The sequence below is a fragment of the Streptomyces sp. NPDC088730 genome (assembly GCF_044751215.1).
In the GTDB taxonomy this organism is placed as follows: domain Bacteria; phylum Actinomycetota; class Actinomycetes; order Streptomycetales; family Streptomycetaceae; genus Streptomyces.
In genome coordinates this window covers 108768-127744 of the sequence record NZ_JBIVLK010000018.1, presented here as the reverse complement: position 1 = coordinate 127744, position 18977 = coordinate 108768, and the positions used below count along the sequence as shown (strand labels likewise).

Annotated in this window: 15 protein-coding genes and 3 pseudogenes; 4 read left to right on the top strand and 14 right to left on the bottom strand. The window is 69.1% G+C overall.

All coding sequences use genetic code 11. From position 1 onward, the window contains the following. Positions 1 to 686: 686 nt before the first annotated feature. Positions 687 to 1052, bottom strand: coding sequence for a hypothetical protein (locus ACIP89_RS33715; RefSeq protein ID WP_401934716.1), 366 nt, complete (start codon positions 1050 to 1052; stop codon positions 687 to 689). Positions 1053 to 1419: 367 nt separating this feature from the next. Beyond that, positions 1420 to 2574 (bottom strand): hypothetical protein, encoded by a 1155-nt coding sequence (locus tag ACIP89_RS33710; protein WP_402118176.1) that lies wholly within the window; start codon positions 2572 to 2574, stop codon positions 1420 to 1422. A 216-nt stretch (positions 2575 to 2790) separates the two neighbouring features. Between ACIP89_RS33710 and ACIP89_RS33705 the strand changes: the two genes are divergently transcribed. Together ACIP89_RS33705 and ACIP89_RS33700 are read left to right on the top strand one after the other, a co-directional pair. Beyond that, the gene (locus ACIP89_RS33705; RefSeq protein WP_402118175.1) at positions 2791 to 3045 is read left to right on the top strand and encodes a hypothetical protein; all 255 of its coding nucleotides are present in this window, start codon (positions 2791 to 2793) and stop codon (positions 3043 to 3045) included. A gap of 115 nt (positions 3046 to 3160) precedes the next feature. Continuing rightward, the gene (locus ACIP89_RS33700; protein WP_401934708.1) at positions 3161 to 3688 is read left to right on the top strand and encodes a DinB family protein; all 528 of its coding nucleotides are present in this window, start codon (positions 3161 to 3163) and stop codon (positions 3686 to 3688) included. A gap of 54 nt (positions 3689 to 3742) precedes the next feature. Here the strand turns inward: ACIP89_RS33700 and ACIP89_RS33695 are convergent. The 4 genes and pseudogenes from ACIP89_RS33695 to ACIP89_RS33680 form a co-directional block, all read right to left on the bottom strand. Next, positions 3743 to 3967 (bottom strand): annotated as a pseudogene (locus tag ACIP89_RS33695) (ATP-binding protein); the annotation flags it as partial. Between the two features lie 486 nt (positions 3968 to 4453). Continuing rightward, a complete protein-coding gene (locus ACIP89_RS33690; RefSeq protein WP_402118173.1) occupies positions 4454 to 4741 on the bottom strand; it encodes a hypothetical protein in 288 nt (95 codons plus the stop codon). Between the two features lie 440 nt (positions 4742 to 5181). Further along, positions 5182 to 5736: a hypothetical protein gene (locus ACIP89_RS33685; RefSeq protein WP_402118171.1), complete on the bottom strand. Its 555-nt coding sequence runs from the start codon at positions 5734 to 5736 to the stop codon at positions 5182 to 5184. Between the two features lie 933 nt (positions 5737 to 6669). Then, positions 6670 to 6778 (bottom strand): annotated as a pseudogene (locus ACIP89_RS33680) (IS5/IS1182 family transposase); the annotation flags it as partial. Positions 6779 to 7352: 574 nt separating this feature from the next. On the opposite strand from ACIP89_RS33680, the gene ACIP89_RS33675 reads away from it, so the two are divergent. Beyond that, positions 7353 to 7565 (top strand): hypothetical protein, encoded by a 213-nt coding sequence (locus ACIP89_RS33675; protein ID WP_402118170.1) that lies wholly within the window; start codon positions 7353 to 7355, stop codon positions 7563 to 7565. A gap of 346 nt (positions 7566 to 7911) precedes the next feature. Here ACIP89_RS33675 and ACIP89_RS33670 read toward each other — a convergent pair whose 3' ends face one another. From ACIP89_RS33670 to ACIP89_RS33655, 4 genes are all read right to left on the bottom strand, one after another. After that, a complete protein-coding gene (locus tag ACIP89_RS33670; protein WP_402118168.1) occupies positions 7912 to 8442 on the bottom strand; it encodes a hypothetical protein in 531 nt (176 codons plus the stop codon). Between the two features lie 2880 nt (positions 8443 to 11322). Beyond that, positions 11323 to 12690, bottom strand: coding sequence for a hypothetical protein (locus tag ACIP89_RS33665; RefSeq protein ID WP_402118166.1), 1368 nt, complete (start codon positions 12688 to 12690; stop codon positions 11323 to 11325). A gap of 522 nt (positions 12691 to 13212) precedes the next feature. After that, a complete protein-coding gene (locus tag ACIP89_RS33660) occupies positions 13213 to 13551 on the bottom strand; it encodes a PRC-barrel domain containing protein (protein WP_402118179.1) in 339 nt (112 codons plus the stop codon). A gap of 290 nt (positions 13552 to 13841) precedes the next feature. After that, positions 13842 to 14465, bottom strand: coding sequence for a TetR/AcrR family transcriptional regulator C-terminal domain-containing protein (locus tag ACIP89_RS33655; protein ID WP_402118165.1), 624 nt, complete (start codon positions 14463 to 14465; stop codon positions 13842 to 13844). Between the two features lie 68 nt (positions 14466 to 14533). Between ACIP89_RS33655 and ACIP89_RS33650 the strand changes: the two genes are divergently transcribed. Beyond that, entirely contained in the window at positions 14534 to 16003 is a 1470-nt protein-coding gene (locus ACIP89_RS33650; protein ID WP_402118163.1) for an FAD-dependent monooxygenase, read from the top strand. 194 nt (positions 16004 to 16197) lie between these two features. Here the strand turns inward: ACIP89_RS33650 and ACIP89_RS33645 are convergent, their stop codons facing one another. The 4 genes and pseudogenes from ACIP89_RS33645 to ACIP89_RS33630 all read right to left on the bottom strand — a co-directional run bounded on the left by ACIP89_RS33645 (position 16198) and on the right by ACIP89_RS33630 (position 18774). Beyond that, positions 16198 to 16797, bottom strand: coding sequence for an SMI1/KNR4 family protein (locus ACIP89_RS33645; protein WP_402118162.1), 600 nt, complete (start codon positions 16795 to 16797; stop codon positions 16198 to 16200). 98 nt (positions 16798 to 16895) lie between these two features. Further along, positions 16896 to 17531 (bottom strand): annotated as a pseudogene (locus ACIP89_RS33640) (transposase); the annotation flags it as partial. Positions 17532 to 17550: 19 nt separating this feature from the next. Continuing rightward, positions 17551 to 18135 carry a short chain dehydrogenase gene (locus tag ACIP89_RS33635; RefSeq protein WP_402118161.1) on the bottom strand — a complete coding sequence of 195 codons (585 nt, stop codon included), beginning with the start codon at positions 18133 to 18135 and terminating at the stop codon, positions 17551 to 17553. 222 nt (positions 18136 to 18357) lie between these two features. Continuing rightward, positions 18358 to 18774: an HAD family hydrolase gene (locus tag ACIP89_RS33630; protein WP_402118178.1), complete on the bottom strand. Its 417-nt coding sequence runs from the start codon at positions 18772 to 18774 to the stop codon at positions 18358 to 18360. Positions 18775 to 18977 lie beyond the last annotated feature (203 nt).

The following is an 18977-nucleotide window of genomic DNA, read 5'->3' as shown; positions in this document are numbered from 1 at the left end:
AGCGGGTCCTGCGGCGGCAAGCCGCCGCAGAGCGGAGGCCCCCCGCAAGCGGGGGGCGGTTGCCGCGCAAGCGCGGCAACGAGGGTCCGCAAGCGGACCCCGAAGGGCGGGCCGGGTCCGCGCAAGCGCGGACCCGGGAGCATTCGCGCAAGCGCGAATGCCAGACTGGCTAGGAGAGGATGGTGCACCGGGTGCGGGCCTGTGTAGGGCCTGGGATTCCTGGCCACTCCCCCACGACGAGCGTGACGGGCCGTCGGCTCGATCGGGTGCCGGCAGTTCCGTCCGGGCCCGGCTGCGCCACTCGGGCACCGAGCACGAACCACGGCGCCGCCGGGGCGCCATCGGGTTCCGCTTCATCACCCCGGGGGCATCGGACAGGCCCGACTGAACACCCGGGGCGCCTTCCCTGTATCAGAGATGCATCATCGCGATGCCTGTGTAGCATTTGGGATCCTGCGCCACCACCCCGGGGCCGCATCATCAGGTGTATTCGGGGAATTCCGACGGTCGCAACAAGGCACCCTGCAGCCGTTCCTGAGACCACATCAATTCCAGAAACAGCAGGTCCCGGAATTGACCACCATGCCCAACCAGAAATAGCGAACGCGAGCCCGCAGAAGGGGCACCCGCCCTTTCCTGCCGAGAGCAGATCCGGCAGGAAAGGGCGGGTCCTGGACAGACCTGTCTCAGTCGTCGTAGTTGCACTGCCCCTGATTGGCGGAATGGGCGTCGAAGCCGAAGTCGTCAACCGTTTCGCCCTGGTTGACTTCGCGCATCTGCCCCCGGTTGTCGAAGAACGGCCGCTCGTAGAAACACCAGGTCTGGACGTCCTGGTTCTGCGCGCTCCGGATGGGCGGTGCCAGCACGGGCTCGGCCTCGAAGAGAATCCGCATATCGCCGCCGAAGCCCGGCTCCGTCCAGGTGCACACCCCGACGACCAGCGGACAGATCGGCTCTGCGGCCTGTGCCGTGGCTGCCGGCAGGACGGCCGTACCGAGGCCGGCCATGGCCACTGCGGTGAAAAGTCCGACGTTCTGCATGAAGCGCTTCATGGGCTCCCTTTCGATCGGTCTGGTAGGCCGATGAGTTACGGCCTACCAGACGGAACGAATAAAAAGCCGAGAGGGAGCGGCCCCCCGCGACAGCATCGGCCGAAAGGGTTCAGACACACAGGCACCGACCACCGTCACCGGCACCGCCCGCCCCGATCCCGGCCCCGGGTTGTCGGCGCCGCGCCCCGGCCCCGCCGCGGAACGCCTCCCAGCCGCCGGGACGGGCCCTGTCTGTTGTATGAGGGATCGGGCCCCGTACGGGATGGCTACGGGGCCGTGCGCATCCCGTATGGGGCCGGGGGTCAGGAGGGGAGCTGGTCGTGGCCCAGGGCGGCCGAGGGGTCATCATGCGCTTTCTCGGTGGCCGCTACATCAGCACCGAGGTGGCGAGCCAATCTGCGAACGCGCTTACGCCCAGGGCTCCGAAGACAGGCCCCACGGGCAGGGTGCACCATGCGATGAACGTGCCGATCTGTGCTGCGACGAGCGCCTTGCAGAGCCCGACCAGATGCCACTCGTCCAGTCCGCACAGCCCCGTCAACACCCCCAGGCCGATGTACGGCCCCATCAGGCTGGCCCCGGCAGCGAGGAACATGATGGCGATGCTGGGGCCGGGGTCGGCGGCCAGCGCGTCGAGGAACATCAGCCACAGCACCGGGCTCATGTACGTCATCGCGGCAACGATGAAGAAGCTGCGCCAGCCCGCAGGCTTCTCCTCGGTCGTGGCTGGTTCGGGGACAGAGACCGGATCCAACCGAGGAGAAGCCCGCCACTCGTACGCAGGCTCGTGGGCGACCCGTTCCCGAGCACTCGGAGGGTCGGCCCTGCGGGTGAACGGGAGAGCGGCGAACGGGTCCGGGGTGCCCCGTTCCAAGTGGACGGGGGCGGCCTGCACGCTGATGTCCTGCGTTGACGCCCCGGGAACCGCCCGTGCCTGCTCCTCGACAAGCAGCAGGTTCTGCTCGCGCAGGACGTTGACCTCCTGCTGCAGCAAGCGGGTCTGCTCCCGCTGCTCGGCCAGTTCCGCCTCGATCTGATGACTGTAGTCCTGGGCATGGCGCAGGCTGTTGTCCTGCGTTTCGACCCGGTCCAGTGCCTCTTCCAGCTCGCGGGCGAGACGGCCGATCTGTTCCTCAAGGCCGGCCAGTCGCGCCTCGGCGACCTGCTGCGCCCGGCCCTGCTTCTCCTGGAGGCGTTCGAGTTCACTTCTGACCTGCGTGAGCCGGACGGCCGGGGAACCACTGGCGGAATGCGCCCTGGCGCACAGATCCTCCAGCCGCTCGTACGTCTCCACATCCAGTGAATGACTCTGCCCGGCGAGGAAGGACCGCAGACCCTCCAGGAATCCGAGCGGAGCGACCCGTTCCCCGCTGAGGTAACGGGAGAGCGCGGCCGGAGAGACATGCACGGCCAGAGCGATCGCCTTCTGCGTACCGCCCCCGGCAGTGAAAGCGGAGACCACCTCCCGCAGCGCCACCGCGTAGAGCACCGAGGGCACGTCCTCGGCTCTGGAATCATCCATCCGGTTCCCCGTCCCCCAGGACCCCACCACACAGCGCGGCCCACTACCAGTAACTGTTCCCCGTCACCCGCAGAGGCACCCGGACACACAGCCACCCAGGAAATTGACGATTACCGGGAACAAACCGTTCCCACTCCCGCAACGCACACCCCCGCCCAAGGCTGCTACCAGCGAACGCACAGGGCGAACGCGTACAGGAGCAAGCGAGGTCCAACAATGGCTGTCTCCCCGAACCTGATACCCTCATCGGTCTCCGCGGTCAGCACCCTGGCCACAGCAACGGCCGGCGCCCCCTGGTGGGGCGTCATGATCTGCCTGGTCCTCGTCCTGGCAGCAACCTCCCTCCAGACCCTGTTCCCCCAGGACTCCCCCGACCGCCTCACCTGGTGGACCAACCACCGCGAACACCAACTCCTACGCCGCACCCACGACCACGACCGTCACAGCCTTCGCCCTGGACCACCCGCATGACCGCCCTCCCCGATGGAGCTCCGCCCCGCGACCGCCGCGGTCGGCATCGTGCTCCTGTTGCCCGTCGCCAGCGAAAGCGGTCGTGGACCAGGGCTGTTGCTGCCATGGTTTGCCGATGAATACGACACCGGACGGACGGCCTATCCCACCCGCGCATGCTGACGAGCGCGCCATGCTGGAGGCATGGCTGGACTTTCACCGTGCAACTCTTGCCTTGAAGTGTTCGGGCCTCAAGGATGATCAATTACGGCTTGCCGCAGCGTCACCCTCATCGATGACGCTGCTCGGTCTCGTTCAACACATGGCTGAGGTGGAACGCAACTGGTTCCAGCGTGTATTCGCAAGTCAGGAAGTGCCGCCAGTCTTCGGGGAAAACAACGTCGACGGCTATGCGCTCCGGCCGGACCGAGGGCTCGATGAGGCGACGGCTGCCTGGCAAGCCGAGGTCGCCCGAGGCCGTGAGGTGATCGCCGACGCATCGCTGGACGATTCCGGCCATCTGTCCGAACACGAAGCGGGTTTTATGGGCGATCAGGGGGTCTCCCTGCGCTGGATCATGGTGCACATGATCGAGGAATACGCACGTCACAACGGTCATGCTGATCTCATTCGCGAGCAGATCGACGGAGCAACCGGCGCATGAGATGCCCCTGCGCGGCGCAAGTACCGCACAGGGAACCGGCTCCGGTCCATAGCCGGCGGCGGTCTGCTCGGCCAGAGCCTTGGCGTGGGCGAGGCGGTAGGACCCGGTGCCGGTCTAAATGATCGGGCCATTGAAGGTGAGCCGGTCGACGATCGCCGCGCAGAACCGCAGGCCGGTGAACGTCTTCGCCCACCCGAAAAACGACTCGTTCGACGCGATGGCGACGCTGTCCTTCTCCTCGCGTTCGGCCAGCACCTGAAACAGCAACTCAGCGCCGCGGGTCCGGCGGCCGCAGGAGCGCCCGCGAGCAGCAGCACCAAGACGGCGACGAGGACGGTGGGCCTCATCCACGACGGCGCGGGGCCGCCGGGGCCGCTTCCGCTCCGGGTTCCCGGCGGGGACCACGGCCAGGAGCACCGCGTCGTGCCCACCGGAGCGGGCGGCGCCGGGGCGAAGGTGTCGGCCGGCCCGGGTGGCGGTGCCCGGACGGTCATCCGGCGGTCATGGTGGCGGGGCCTCGCACCCGCGCGGCGCACGCGCGCCTCGGGCCCCGGGGGCTCCCGTTCCGAGCTTCCGCCGGCGCCGCGGCTCGGGTGCTTCGTCGCCACGGGCCGTCAGGCGTGCTCCGGGGCCGATGCGTTCAGCGGCCAGTAACCGCGGCTGCTCCACCCCCTCGCGGGGCGCCACAGGGGTGGCCGGACCGGTGCCGAGAGGGCGACGGATCGTGCTCATGGACGAGACCGTACGGGCCCCACCGGTCCGGTCTCACCGCCGACGGCCCATCAGGGCCAGGGAGATGAGCGGGGCCGCCACCGTGCCCACAGACCCCATCACGGTCGCCATCACCGAGATCGGGGTAGCAGCACCGGGGCGCAGCCAGGCAATGACGGCAACGCCGGCACACAGCAGCATGAGCAGCATCGTGCCGATGGCCGCCAGGACCGCCACCACCCACGGAGCGGTAGCAGGCGCCGGAGGCGGAACAGGCGTCGGAGCCGGGACGGGCGCGGTGGACGGAACGGGCGGCTGCGGAACGGTCGTGTTCGTGGTCATGGTCTTCCCCCTGAGCTCGATGCTGAATGACGGGCGAGCAGCGGGTGCTGCACGCCCCTTGCGGTTCGGGATGGATACGGAGACAGCAGCGCCTCATGCCCGGCGTCTCTGCGCGGCGCTGCGGTGAGCACTTTGATACGGCCGGACCCAAGGTCCGCAACTGCTGCTCACCGTGACCGCGAAAAACGCCCCATTCAATACTTGACCTGGACTTTTACGATCCGGGCAGGTCTTGAACGGGGCGCTGAACACAGGTATGAGCAAGCTGCGCAAGCCGCTTGTTGGCTTAGTTATGTGGGGGTTGGGTGCCGATGTTTCACGGCGTGATGCGCATCACACCGCCGAGCCAGCGTGCGGTCGAGCCGTCACACCCCACACGCCGATCTGAGCGCCGAACGCGAGCCGCCCCGGACATGAGGCCCGGGACGGCTGATGATCGCTCAGAACGGCACTGGGACGCCTTGGGCGGCCTCTTCCGCCTCGGCGGCCGCTACGGCGGCCGCCGCTGCTTCCCGCCACTCCTTCTCGATCCGGTCGCGGTCGTGCTGGGAGGCGATGCGGCAGCGGGGGCACAGGCCCACGATCGTGATACCCCGGCCGCAGGGAGCGTTGTATCCAGGGCACCGGCCGTTGTCGCTCTCCGGCTCGGGCAGCGCGTCGGCCATGCGGGCGTAGTGCTCCTGCCCCTGGCAGGTGGCGCACTGTCCCCCGTCGCGGGTACGGCGGGCGCAGGAGGACCCGTCGTGGCCGGGGCACAACGGCCACCCCAGATGCTCGGCGCACTGGGTCTCACCGACTACGGCCAGGCGGTCGCACAGACCGTCGTCGCCCTCGCATCCTCGCTCACGCTCCACACCGTGCCGCAGCTGCTGCTGGTGCTCCTGGACGTCCTCCCACCGGTCAGGGGTCGGCGTCGGCGCGCTCTCCCACCGCGGCTGATCCCCCGACGCTGCCCGGTCCGGAGCCGGGGACTGATGCGGGACCAACCCGTCCATCGGTCCCCCCGCATTCGGGCTCGGCACCGGCATAGCCGCCGCAGCTTTCAGCCGCCCCGACACGATCGCGCCGACCGTCCGATGCAGCTGGTCCGGCAGCGGGCGCCCCGCGATGACCTGTCGCAGGTGCTCACGCCGCCAACCCGCCGACATCAGCCCCGACACCATGAGGCCCTGATCACGCAGCGTCTGACCCGTCAGCAGGAACTCCGGCTGCCACGCTCCGATCGAAAGCAGGAGATCGACACCCGGAGACGAATCGACCCGCACCTCACCAGCCGGAGCAGCACCCCCCGCTCCTGCTGCTGCGCCTTCTTCCGGCGCGGCGTCAGCCGCTGCCGGCCTGTCCCCTCCCGGTACAGGCCCCTGCTCCTGGTCCTCGATGTCGCCGCCGCCCCGTCCGTCCGTCCGTCGGCTTGCGCGTCGCGCGGTTCTGTACCCGCACGGACGGACGGACGGAGGTCGGTTACGGATTCTTGAGAGGGGCTCTGGACAGGGCTATAGACATTGGGCGTCATGGGTGACGCCACCCCCCTCTTTCGAGGTGGCGTCACCCATGACGCCACCCCCCTCCGCGTTCTTCTTCTTGGCCGCGCTCTTCCGACCGCCCTTGGGCTTGATCCCCGCCCTGCGCTTGGCTTCCACCCGCTCAGCCACAACGGAGTCAGCCGCGCTCTGTCCCGGCGCCAGCGGATCGGCCCACTCACCACGCCAGAACTCGGCGTCACGCAGGTGGTAGATGTTCGCGTCGTTCAGCGTGTCCGGGTCGGTCCGGGCCTCAATCCACCACAGGCCGGCAGGGCGGCAGGAACCGAAACCTGCAGAAGATGGCCCGATCGAGGGATCATGACGGGAACGAGCACCACCGAACCACCTCGGGCCACGTCCTCCGCACCAGCCATGTGCCCGTTCAACCGACCGGACCGGCAGACCTCACACACGGAGCCATAACCGTCACCGCCGCAGCGGTGACGGTCCCTTGGAACACGTAGGCCCGCCCGTCATATCGGGTTGCGACCGCCCGGGAGTTCTTGAGCTGGTTGGCAGACGTCCGGACCCCGGGCGCAGCCGGGCAGGCACGCCCCGGCGCAGCCGCGCGATCCTTCACACCGGCCACCGTCACCGGCACCGCCCAACCACCGCCACCGCACCGCCACCCCGGCCTGCCGGGTGACGGTCACCACCGCCCGGGTGACGGTGCCATGACGGTGCCGTGGCGGTCACGGGTAACGGTCCCCGCCCTCGTACGCGCGATGCACGCGCACCCTGGGCCCGCGGATTCAGCCGGATCGCGGCCGTGATGATGAACCGGTGAACACCCGCCCCGTTCACTTCGGCCTCCGCGGAGTCGGTTGGTGTCTGACAGCCCGGGCAGATCACTCCGACCGGGCGGCCACCTTCCAGATCATCCGCGGACACAACAGAACACCCCACGGAAGGAAGGGCTGCGCCTGAGCGGCACGTCACCCGACCGTTCCCCGCCAGCGTGCTGCCCGCCCTTTTGCGGCGCCCGGCATTCGGTGCGTTCGCTGACCTTCTACTACCCCCACCGAACGCACCAGAGCTGCCTCAATGAGTCGCGTCAGCCCGATCCGCACCTCTGGAAGGCGCCCCTCGTGACGATCCTGATCCTGCCGTTCGCCGGCCTCGTACTCGGCGTACTCGGCCCGCTCCTGGCCACCACCGTCGCCGTCCTGTCCCCCGACCCCATCCGCCGCGCCGACGCCCGCAAGGTCCTCCACCTCCTGCTGACCCGCACCAAGCACCGGCGGAACCAACCCGAAAGCGCCCCTGTCCCGCCGTCCATCAACCGCCCCGACGGGCCGTAGGCGCGGGAGGCAACACGCCCCGACCAGTGCACACGCAGGGCAGCCACGCGCCCGACCTGTCCTTTCATCACGCCGAAACCCCCGCGCGGGACCCGGGCGTGGCAGGTGACCCGTCCGGTGTCCGCCAACGACCTGTCCGCCGTTTCGCCCCAAACACTCGAAACACCCAAAAAAAACCTACCCACGCCCAAAACACGAAACGGCCCTGGGAAATTCAAGTCCAAGGCCGTTTCGATAAAGGAGCAATTACACGCTGAAATTCATGGTGTCTTTCACCCTGTTCACGGTTGTTGCGGAACCGTACGGACAGGAGTCCGGAGTTCGGGGTGATGCGGGGGTCTTAGGGCTACAGGCCGCCGACCTTCGCCGGGAGCTTCTGGAGCACGACGGCGATGTCGTCGGGCTTGTCCGGGTCGACGAAATCGACCGGGTGCTGAAGCTGGAACAGGTCACCCCTCGGGGGGTACTGGGTGAGCTTCGCGATCAGCATCGGCGGTCCGTCCTTCGGGACCACCACGAGCGGCTCGCTGCCCGGCCGTTCGATCGTCACGGAACAGTCCAGGTCCAAGGAGCAGTCGTACTTGGGCGGGAACTGCTGCACCAGCGTCAAGCGGGCCTTCGGAGCGTCGTCGACCTCGCGCTGTTCGAACGTCACGGTGCCCCCTCCCTGCTCGCTGGGAATGTCCGCCGTGTACTGGAAGCCGATCAGCCGCAGGACCACGCTGTTCTGCGGGTCGTCCGGGTTGACGTCGACGCGGTGCTTGAAGCCTCCGCGCGGGTCAATGTTCAGCACCTCGTTCCCGACCTTCAACGAGGTGTTGATGGCGAGTGAACTGCAAGGGATTTCAGCACCGATCGGCGGAAGTCCGGGGGCCATGAGGAAGTCCTTCACTAGCGGGAAACGGGACAGAGACTCGTCCCACACCCCACCCTTGCGCCTGCTCCTGCCGACCACAGGGACCGCCACCCTTTCAGCCCCCTCGTTCACCCCTGCGTGTCGAGCAACACGCACTCACGGAGGTTCGCGCCGCCCGCGCCGCCCGATCGCGTGGTCTGTGGTTCTATCCGAATCGCCCCGGTATTCGGAGGTATGAGGGGAGGGTTGGACGCACGGCCCGGCGCTGCCTTCCCTGGCCGGCTTCGTCGCCCTCGCACCCGCCGCCCACGCCGACGGGCAGACATGCAGCCAGAAGATGGCCGAGGCCGGCCTGGATCTGGACCAAGACGCCAGCGGCCGACGAAGGGAACTCTGCCCCGGCCACGGGCAACGGGGAGCAGCCGCTGTCGCACATCCTGGGCTCGGTCCCCATCCTCTTCGGCAGTGGCGCACGCCCGCCACCCAGCCCGCCAGCTCGTCGACTGCTGCCAGCCGCTCGGCGGCATACGGCGATCCGTCTACGTGCGGGGAACGGCCACCGTGACCGTTCCCCGGCCGCGCAGTGAGCTCACGAACCGGCAGCGCCGTGGCTACGGTTCGCTGTACAGCAGCAGCATCGGATCCGCGCGCTATCTCGACCACGTCGCCCAGCGCCTCGCCGAGCAGCTGGTCGCCCGAGCCGTTCCCGCAGACGCCCTGGACCGAAACCCCGCCCACCCCCACCACGCCCTGCCAGACTGGACCCGGTGTCGCCGCCACCTCCGTCGGCGAGGCAAGCCCACAGGGGAGGTCACCCGTGCAATGCGGAAACTGCGGCGCAGCAGCCACACAGGGACCCGACGGGTCCTGGACGTGTACCAACCAGTGCGGCTGGTCCTCCAACTCCCCTGCTCCCGCGTACGCGCCCGAGATCACCACCACCCGGTGCCGCGGCTGCGACGCCGAAGTCCACGGGTTGGATGGCCGGTACGCCTGCGGGCTGTGCTCCTGGTCGAACCACTGGGATGAAGGGCATCGGCCGCTGCCTACCGCAGACACTGACACCCCGGCGTCCCACCCCCGGCTTTGAACGCGAAGGTCTGCTCGACGCGGGCTCGGACGCGGCGGTGTGCGGCGTTGTCCTCCTCCTGCCGCGGGGATTGGCTGACGATGGGGCAGTGCCGCTGACGGGCGGGGCGAGGGGGGCGAGCGGGTTTCCGGAGCGGTCTTGGGTGTCTTTGCGGGCTCGGGGGTCCGGTCTGTTTCCCTGCCGCTTCGAGGGTCTGGCCCAGGCAGCGGTGTCGCTGGTGAAGCTGGGGCTGCGGGGTGTTCAGCCGTGGGCCGACACCGTGGTGTCGAATTGGGATTCCACAGCTACCTCTTGATGAGTGCTTTCGAATCAGCGGGCACCGAGCGCGGGCATTCCGTCCAGGTCCGAGTCCCGGCGGACCCGCACGCGGTTGGGGAACGAACCCGCAGGCTCCCGGCCCTGCCCGGGAGCGTGGGGCGCGGGGCTCTGCGGAGCCCCTGTGCGGCCCGCCTCGGCAGGCCCGGCGGGCGGGTGCCGGACCGTGTCCCCGCGAACCACCCGCGGTCCCTGTTCGCCTGTGCCCGTCCTCGTAGCCGCGCGGCCGTCCGCGAAAGCGGTGCACGAGGCCCGATCCGTGCACGTGTAGGACGCTTGCGCCCTTGCGAGGGACCGGACGTCGGTCGCTCTGTGCCCGCCGGCACCGGGGGCGGCGTCCGTCGTCGGCCCGTCCACGCCGTGCTTACGCCGGCACCCCGGGCATCTCCTCCGGCGTCGGAGCCTCGGCCCGGTCGGTGATCCGGCCTGGGCGCGGGTCGTCGGAACCACGATGCGGGCCTCCGGACCGGTGGCGGCTCAGCCGGCTGCTGACAGGCGGTGGCTGCGAGCGTCGGGCGCTGAGCGGGATCGGCTTCGGCCCGCATGAGAGGCATGAGACGCAGGACAGCGTGGGTGTCAGTCGGTTCGATACGTGCGAAGGGGACCACCGGCCGGTCTGTGCGAGCCCGCTGGTGGGGCGAGGTGCAGGTGCCGTGCGCAGGGGTGCCGCTGTGGTGTGTGCCTGAGTGCGAGTGGCCCAAGCGGAACGGTTTCTCCGGTGAATCACCGATCGGGTCGGCAGGCGAATGAGGTGACGGCTCTTGCCAGCAGCATATTCAGTCACTCATGGATGATCCCCAAGCGTTTGCTGCCCTCGGGCCCGCATGGCTCCCTCAGGTGCCTTCCTCGGCCGCGCCAGCGGAGGAGGAGGCGCCCTCGGCCGTGTCTCGGCCGGTTCACGCGTCAGAGGTGTCGCCGGACTCGTGCGGTGATGGAGCGGCGCCCTCAGCTGCCCGATCCGGCGACCACCTCGGTCCGGACTCGTTCTTCGGGCGAAACGGCCCCGGAGAGGAGGCCCCAGCAGGGTGAAGAGGTGATACGGACAGCGGGCCGGGCGCCCGTACCGTGCCACACGTCCCGGTCGACGGCGTCCGAGCTCCTGTGATCTCGTGAAGACAAGGGAACGAGGCGGCGACAATCGCTGGGCCGGGCTGAGGTGCAGAGCCTTGGACGGTCCGTTGCCGCTGCCTCGTCGTCTCGTCGTCTCGTCGTCTCGTCGTCTCGTCGTCTCGTCGGGAAGATGCCGGACATCGGGCTGTCCGCGCGGGGCGGGTTCCGGGCCGCGGAGCGGGGTGTCGGAGACGCTCCGGTTCCGGAGGCCGTGTGGGGGGACAGTCCGGAACATGCCGGTCGCCCTGTCGCTCACGGCGAGTTGAAAGCATGATGGTGCCAGTCGTATTCGCCGCTTTCCCCGGAGCTGGGCGGGGAACCGGCGGGCGGCAGGTGCCGGCTGCGGCGCGATCGCGTGGCACGTGCGTTCAGGGTTCGGCCGGCTATCAGCGCGGGGGCCGGGAGGAAGAGACCAGGAGCGCCGCGCGGGCGCGCTCCAGGACGGCGGCGGCCTCGGGCTGACGATGGTGGACCCGCAGACCCCGGCGCAGGGAGACGAGGGCCTGGCGGGCCCTGACCGACTGCAGGTACGGGTACAGGTCCAGGAAGGTGCTCCAGTGCTGGCAGGCCGCCTCCAGGTGGCCGATGCCGAGTTCCGTGTCCGCGAGAGCTGCCAGTGTGAGCGCGGAGGTTCTTCGCTGATCCGGGGTGCGTTCGCGCAGGGATATCTCCCAGCCGTGAATCGCCTCCTGCGTCCGGCCGAGAACGAGGAGGGTCCGTGCGGCCTGGTAGTGGAGTCCTGCCGGCGCGTATGTGGTGAAGGGGCCTGGCGGGCCTGTGGCCAGGGCGTGCTGTGCCTGCGCCGCGTCGAGATCGTCCCGGGCCGCCCGGTCCTGTCGGTGGTGGGCCCGGGCCAGAGCGCGCTGGTTGAGAAGGAATGCCTGGGTGGACGGCTCCACGTCCGGCCCTGCGGTATGGATCGCCGCCTCCGCGAGAAGCAGGCCCTGCCGCCCGAATCCGAGGCGCAGGGCCTGGACGCTCATCGCGCGCAGGGTGATCGAGTAGACGCGTCGGTCGCCCGCGTCATGGGCCAGACTGAGGGCGGCGTGGAAGTAGTGCTGGGACAGGCTCGCGTATCCGGCGTCCGCTGTCATGACGGCCAGCACGTGGACGAGTTGCGCCGTCCCTGAGTGCAGTTGGCGGCGTAGCGCCGGCGGGGCCTGCCGGGACAGCACCCGGCCGACGTCGTCCGCGAGGTACAGGGCAAGTGCGGAGCGGGCATGCACCCCGCCGTGCCGGTCGGCCAGGCCGGCAAACAATACGGACATCTCCTCCAGCGTCCGCACCTCGGCCCGCTCGGTGATCCGACCGGGGCGGCGGGCCGCCGGCACCGCGAACGAGGCCGGTCTCCAGATCGGTTGCGGAACAGCCACCTGTTGATAGGCGGTGGCTGCGAGCCCCGCGCGATGAGCCGGATCGACATCGGCCCGCAGCAGAGCCACGAGACGCAGGACGGCGTCGGCATCGCCCGGTTCGATACGCATGAAGGGGACAGCGGCCGGTGTCTCCAGCCCGGTCTCCCCGGTGGTGACCGGGCGGCCGGTCCGGTTGCTGAACGCTGCCGCCACCAGGTCCGGAACCGGAGAGCGCGGCCGGGAACCGGAAAGCCAATGAGCGACCGACGTGCGGTCGTAACGGAACGTCAAACTCTGTTTCCCGGCAAGCAAGTTGACCGCACGGGCCAGATCGGCCGCACTCCAGCCGGACTCGGCGAGCAGCGCGCTCAAATGCTTGTTGGGCTGATACCGCGCCATGGCGTCATTCCCAGAAGCTGTCCATGAGCAGTGAAGAAATCTGCTAAAGAAAAGAATCCCACGGTACAGGGGTGGAAGTCACCTCGTCCGCAGGCCATGAGCAGGTTCGGGCGGCCTGAACGCTCCGGTGCGGATGGCGTACACGGCCCCGGCGCCAAAAAGGGGCCGGGCGCGCGCATATGAGGGGCCCGGTGGCCCGGTCAAGCAGCTCAGAGAGCACCCGGCGGGAACCACCGGTCACCCGCGCGACTGCGCCTCAACAGCGAGGCCTACCACGCGCACCAGCACCCACACGGTCCGGTAAGACCCAGACCACAGGAGAGCCCGCCCCGCGGCGGCGTACGGTGCGGGGCGGGCTCCGGCGCACGGGTCCGGTGGTGCGGCTCAGCGGTGTCGGCGTCGGTGCGCGGGGCCCAGCAGCCGGACAGAGCCGACGAGCACGCGTCCCGGAGGGGTCAGGGCGGGCAGGCCGCCGCCCTCCGGAGGCGAGCCTCGACCACCGCCGCGTGCCCGATTACGCGGTCACGCACGTCCGAGCCGCGAAAGGTAGTAGTCGCCGACCTCGGAGAGGTAGGCGCGGTCGGCTGTCTCGCTGTCAGTAGCGAAGCGCGGAGCCGCTTTGATCTCCTCCCGGGACGGTGCGACCTTCACCCTCTGCGTCTGGGTGTCGATGGCGGTGACGGCACCGGCCGGAATCAGCACGCTCCTGCCGAACTTCCACACGCCGGTGTCGACGACGAGGTGCTGCATGCCGGGCTGGTCCTGCTGGCGGTCCACGTGCCCGATGTCTCCGTCAGTGGCCTCGACGGTGAATCCCACCAAGGACTGCCGGGACGCGTAGCCACTGTCCTGCCCGTACATCCACACACTGCTCACAGACACGTCTCCTCACTCTCGCCGACCGCTACCGGTGGCCTCAACCGCTCGTGTCATCTGGCTGTTTCCCCGGTACCCGCCCGACAATCGCCCGGATGCTCCGCAGAACCATTAACGACCCGTTTGCTCCGGGTGGGGTCTTCCCTGGCCGACTCCGGACGCCTCTGCGCCGCTCACGCCTTCCCCAGGCGCCATGGCCGAGGTCCAGGTGCCCTGACCGGGAGTGGTGGTCGCCCGGCACGTCGGCGTCTGGATGGCTTGCGGAGGGCGCGCTGTCAGTCGGGGATGCGGGAGAGAACCGCCTCCAGGCCGAAGGCGAAGCGCTCGTCGAAGTTCTGCCGGAGATAAGGCAGGACGCGCTGCAGCGCCGGGTGTGCGTCGCGTTCGAGGGCGTGGTCGAGCCTTGCGTCGTCCTCATCGCCCTCGGCCTGCTCCTCCTGGGTCAGGCCGAGGGTGAAGTAGTTGACCGTCCAGGCCGTCCACGCTGCCTGCCGCTCATCGGCACCGGCTTCCAGGAATGCGTCGACGAGGCGGTCGGCGAAGCGCAGCGTGTTCGTTTCGGCCGGATAGGTGCCGGTGACCAAGGCGGCGCCATCGCGGTGGGCGAGCAACGCGTGCCGGTATCGGCCGACCAGTTCACGGGCGCGTGCCAGGGGGGAGTCGGGCAGGTTGTCGTAGCGGATACCGGCGAGGACGGCGTCGGCCATCAGTTCCAGCATTCGCGCCTTCGTCTTCACGTGCCACAGCACGGTGTTCATCCGCACCTCAAGGCGGTCGGCGACCGCCCGGGTAGAGAGTCCGTCCAGGCCGCGCTCGTCCAGCACCCGGAGGGCGGCGTCGATCACGGCGGCGCGGGTGAGTCGGCCCGCGGTGTCTCCTCCGGCTTGCTTCTTGGTCACTGACCTAGTTTACTCCACTCAAAACATTGGTCACCGACCAAGACCCTGTGTCGAGAAAGAGAAAGATCATGAACTATCAGGTTGTCGTCGCAGGTGCCGGACCCGTGGGCCTGTGGCTCGCCGGCGAACTGCGCCGTGCCGGCATCACCGTCGCCTTGATCGAGCCCCGCTCCGAACGCGACTTCCGTTCCCGCGCACTGACCGTGCACCCCCGCACCATCGAGACCTTCGCCTCCCGCGGCGCGCACCAGCCCTTCGTGAGCGAGGGCATACCGCTGCCCGGAGGCCACTTCGGCGCCCTCGACTCACGCCTGGACTTCCGCCGCCTGCCCAGCCCCTTTCCCCACACCTTGGCCCTGCCCCAGGAGCGCACCGAGGCACTGCTGGAGGGCCAGGCCCTTGACCTGGGCGCGCGCATCCTGCGCGGACATAAGGTCACCGAGTTCACCGAGCACCCCGACCACATCGCCGTGCACACCACCGGACCGCACGGCCCCGCCACCCTCCAAACGGCCTACCTGGTCGGGTGCGACGGCGCCCGCAGCACCGTACGCACCGCGGCCGGCATCGACTATCCCGGCACCCCCTCCACCGTGCTCGGCTGGCTCGGCGACGTGGTCCTGGACAATCCGCCCACCCCGGGCTACAGCTACTTCGGCCCCGCAGGCGCCCTCATGGCCGTCCCCATGCCCGGCGGCCTCCACCGCCTGGTCGGCATCACCCCCCGCGACCTCACCGCCGCCTGGCCCGGCGACCTCACTCTGGACGAACTGCGCGAAAACGTGGTCGCCATGGCCGGCACCGACTTCGGCCTACGCGACCCGGCGTGGCTCTCCCGGTACGGCAACGCCACCCGCCTCGCCGACCAGTACCGCAAGGGCCGCGTCTTCCTCGCCGGAGACGCGGCCCACCAGCACTTCCCCGCCGGCGGTGTCGGCATGAACGTCGGCATCCAGGACGCTGCCAACCTCGCCTGGAAGCTCGCCGCTACCCTCAACGGCTGGGCGCCCGCAGGCCTGCTGGACACCTACCACGCCGAACGCCACCCCGTCGGCGCCGACCTCACCGCCACCAGCCGCGCCCAAGTCGCCCTCATGACCGCCTTCACCCCTGAAGGACTCGGCCTGCGCGGCCTGCTCGCCCGTCTGATCACCACTCTGCCCGACCTCAACGACCGCCTGGCCGCCCAGGTCAGCTCCCTCGACGTCACCTACCCCTCCACCACCCCCGGCGACCACCCGCTGACCGGCACCCGCGCCCCCGACCTCACCCTCGGCGACACCGGCCTGTTCGCGCTGCTGCGCGTCGACCGCCACCTCCTGCTGGACCTCACCGGCAACGGCCGCCTCGCCGGGTACGCGCGCCGAGGACTGCACATCCACACCGCCACTCCGTACCAGCCACCGGCCGAGTTCACCGGCATCCGCGCTGTCCTGGTCCGCCCCGACGGCCATATCGCCTGGGCAAGCACAGAGCACGACGACACCGCCCTCACCGACAGCCTCACCGCCGCCCTCACCACCACGCACCGGAACTGAGCCGTTGGTGACGGCCCAGCGCACCGGCCCGCCCGGCCCGCACGCCGCACCCGGCTGCGTCAGCCAACTCGTCGTCACCACCGCCCGCCGACCTGTCCACTCCACCGGCCAGGTCGCCCGGGACGGCCACCGCAGCCCCACCGGCAGTGACCGTGCCGACCGGGCCGCTTGCCGCTGTGAAGAGCGTTGGCCTCTCACATGCCGCGGTCTGGGCCGTACCAAGGTTCCGGGCGTTCGTCAGCGGACATCGGAAGGCGACGCAACTCCACGGGTCCGGGGTAAAAGGCTGCGCTGTTGGGTCCGCACATGTCTTCGCCGATGAGGTAGCGGTAGAGCCATTCCGCGAAGCTCATACGGTGCTCTGCCCAGGTTTCGTCAAAGTTCACCACCAGTCTCGGAGTATCGGGGGCAGCGAGCAGGAAGATGCTCTCTCCTCGGTCGGTGCTCGCGATCGGCCACAGCCCGGTGTGGGTGCCGAAGCTCAGCCCGTCGAGGCCGAAGAGCTGACGGGGGTCCTCGTCCGCGTCGAGATCGAGGTCGTCCCAAGGCACCTCGGACCACGCCCTTACCTTGCTGCGGATGTCTTGGCCCAGGTTCCACCACTCGGTCGCGGGGTGGGAGAGGTACAGGTGCCCGTTGATCTGGACGGGGGCGAACGCGTCCACAAGGACCCGGTAGTCGGGCGGAAGCCGCAGGCCGAGTTCTGCGTGGAGACGGTCCCAGGCAGCCGGGTCCGCATGGCGGTTCCGGGCCGGGCCGAGCATCGCCATTACGGCAGCCAGGTAGTCGGTCATGAGTTCCTCGACGGTGTGTACGCGGCGCATTCCATCGCGTTGGGCAGCCCCATATAGAGCCGTACTTTACGGATCACGACGAGTCGATGACCCTTCGCAAGCCCGCGGTAGCGGATCAGAGCGGCGGCGAAGGCGGCGAAGGCGAGCAAGTTCCTCGCCTTGCGTTCGTACCGACGGTGCAGGCGGCGGCATCGGACGAGCCAGGCGACCGTTCGCTCCACGGTCCGGATGACGTCCCAGCCGCTGTACCCCTTGTCGCCATGGAGCCTGGCGGGCTTTCGCCGCAGCGGTCCACGGTGTGAGCGGACGGGTGGGATGCCGCGTCCCAGAGGTTCGAGACCCTGACTGTCATGGGTGTTCGCGGCGCAGATCCCGATCGAGAGAGGCAGACCGGATCGCTCGCTCAGTGATCAAGTGGATCTTTGATCCCTTCTTGCCGCGATCTACGGGATTCGGCCCCGTCAGATCCCCCCTTTCGTTGCCCTCATGTTCACCGAGTCGATCGCGCAGCGGGACCAGTCCAACTCCCCGCGGGTGCCGAGTTCGTCCAGGAGCAGGCGGTGGATCTTGCCCCATACCGGCCGGGGCCATTCGGTGAACCGTCGGTGTGCGGTTGGCCCGGATGGGCCGACGGCAGGCGGCGGTTGCCGCCGGGTACACCCCGTCGTGGCCACGAACAGGATCGCCGCGAGTACCTCGCGGGCGCCGTAACGCCGCCGGCCACCACCCTGACGGGCCGGCTTCTCCTGACGGTTACGGACGTATGGTCTGGCCTTGCGCGGTGCCTTCCACCGCTGTCACATACGCCTGGGCCACCTCGGAAACGGGGGTTCCCTCACTCCCGTCTGCGCCCATGCCTTCCAGGGTTTCCTTGATCCACCCAGGGCTGATGAGATTGATGCGCAGCTTTCGCGGCAGCTCGCCGGCCGCGTTGCGGACGAAGCCTTCCAGGCCCGTGTTGACGAGAGCCCCCAGCGAACCGCCGGCCAGCGGGGTGGAGAAGGTGCCTCCGGTCAGAGTGATGGATCCGCCATCCCGCAGACGGCGGACGGCTCGTTGTACCAGCGCGAACTGCCCCAGCAGCTTGCCCTGTACTCCGGCCGCGATCTCTTCATCCGCCGCTGACTCCAGGTCCACCAGCGGGCCGCTGGCGGCGCAGCACACCACAGCGTCGAGATCCGGCACCTCGTCGAAGAGCGAGTCCAAGGAGGACGGGTGTTCCATATCCACCTTTACCGGCCCCCTGCGGGATGCCCTGACTACCTGGTGAGAAGCCTCCAACGCGCTGGCGACAGCGCTACCGATCGTTCCTGTCGCTCCGATCACAAGTACCTTCATGCCAGCGATCATGTCAGGGTCGGGGGCCCACGAGCGGCGTCTTTCTCCACGCTGCCACAGGCTCGGGCGAGTGGTTGTCGGACTGGCCTCAGAACTCAAACCACAAGTCGATATTCGGGTGAACCCCGTTCGCGCAGACAGCCCGAGTGTGAATAGTCCTGCTGCCGCACCGCCGTTCCGCAGACCCTGCGTCGAACTTGGACGCCGATATCGGGGCAGCCCTTAGCGTCCAACCCGAAGCCACTCCAGTCCTGTTGCTGGAAGAAACTCCCACGGCCGGCCGGCCTTTCTGAGGCCGCAACGGACCGTCGTCGTCGTCCGGCCGGGGCAGCAGGCTTCGCACTTCGGCCACGGACGCAACGCACAGGTGTGCTTGCCGGAGCGATTCTTCCGGGTGGGTCGTTTCAGGCCGAGAGCGGTGCTGCCGGCTGCCACCGCAGCGCGTATGCCCGCGGGTGCGTCCTCCACGACCAGGCACTCCGAGGTCGCGATGCCGAGCCGGGACGCGGCCAGCGCGAAGCAGTCCGGCGCGGGCTTCGCGTGTTCCACATCGCTGCCGTTGACCTGTACGGCCGGGAGGGGGAGCCCTTCTGCGGTGAAGCGGGCTTCGACGAAGGCTCGGTCGCCGGACGTCGGGATCGCCCACGGGCTGCCGGTCAGCGCTTCCAGCAGAGCAGTTGCTCCTTCGATGGGTAACCGTGTCCTTCTCCTGGACCCAGCAGCTCGTCGAGCACTTTCCGTTCAGCTGCTGGGTCCAGATGGGCGGCCGCGTTCTTGACGGTGTCCACGGGGTGCCGTCCGAAGGTGAGGTCCCATACCTTTTCTGGGTTCAGGCCCCTTCC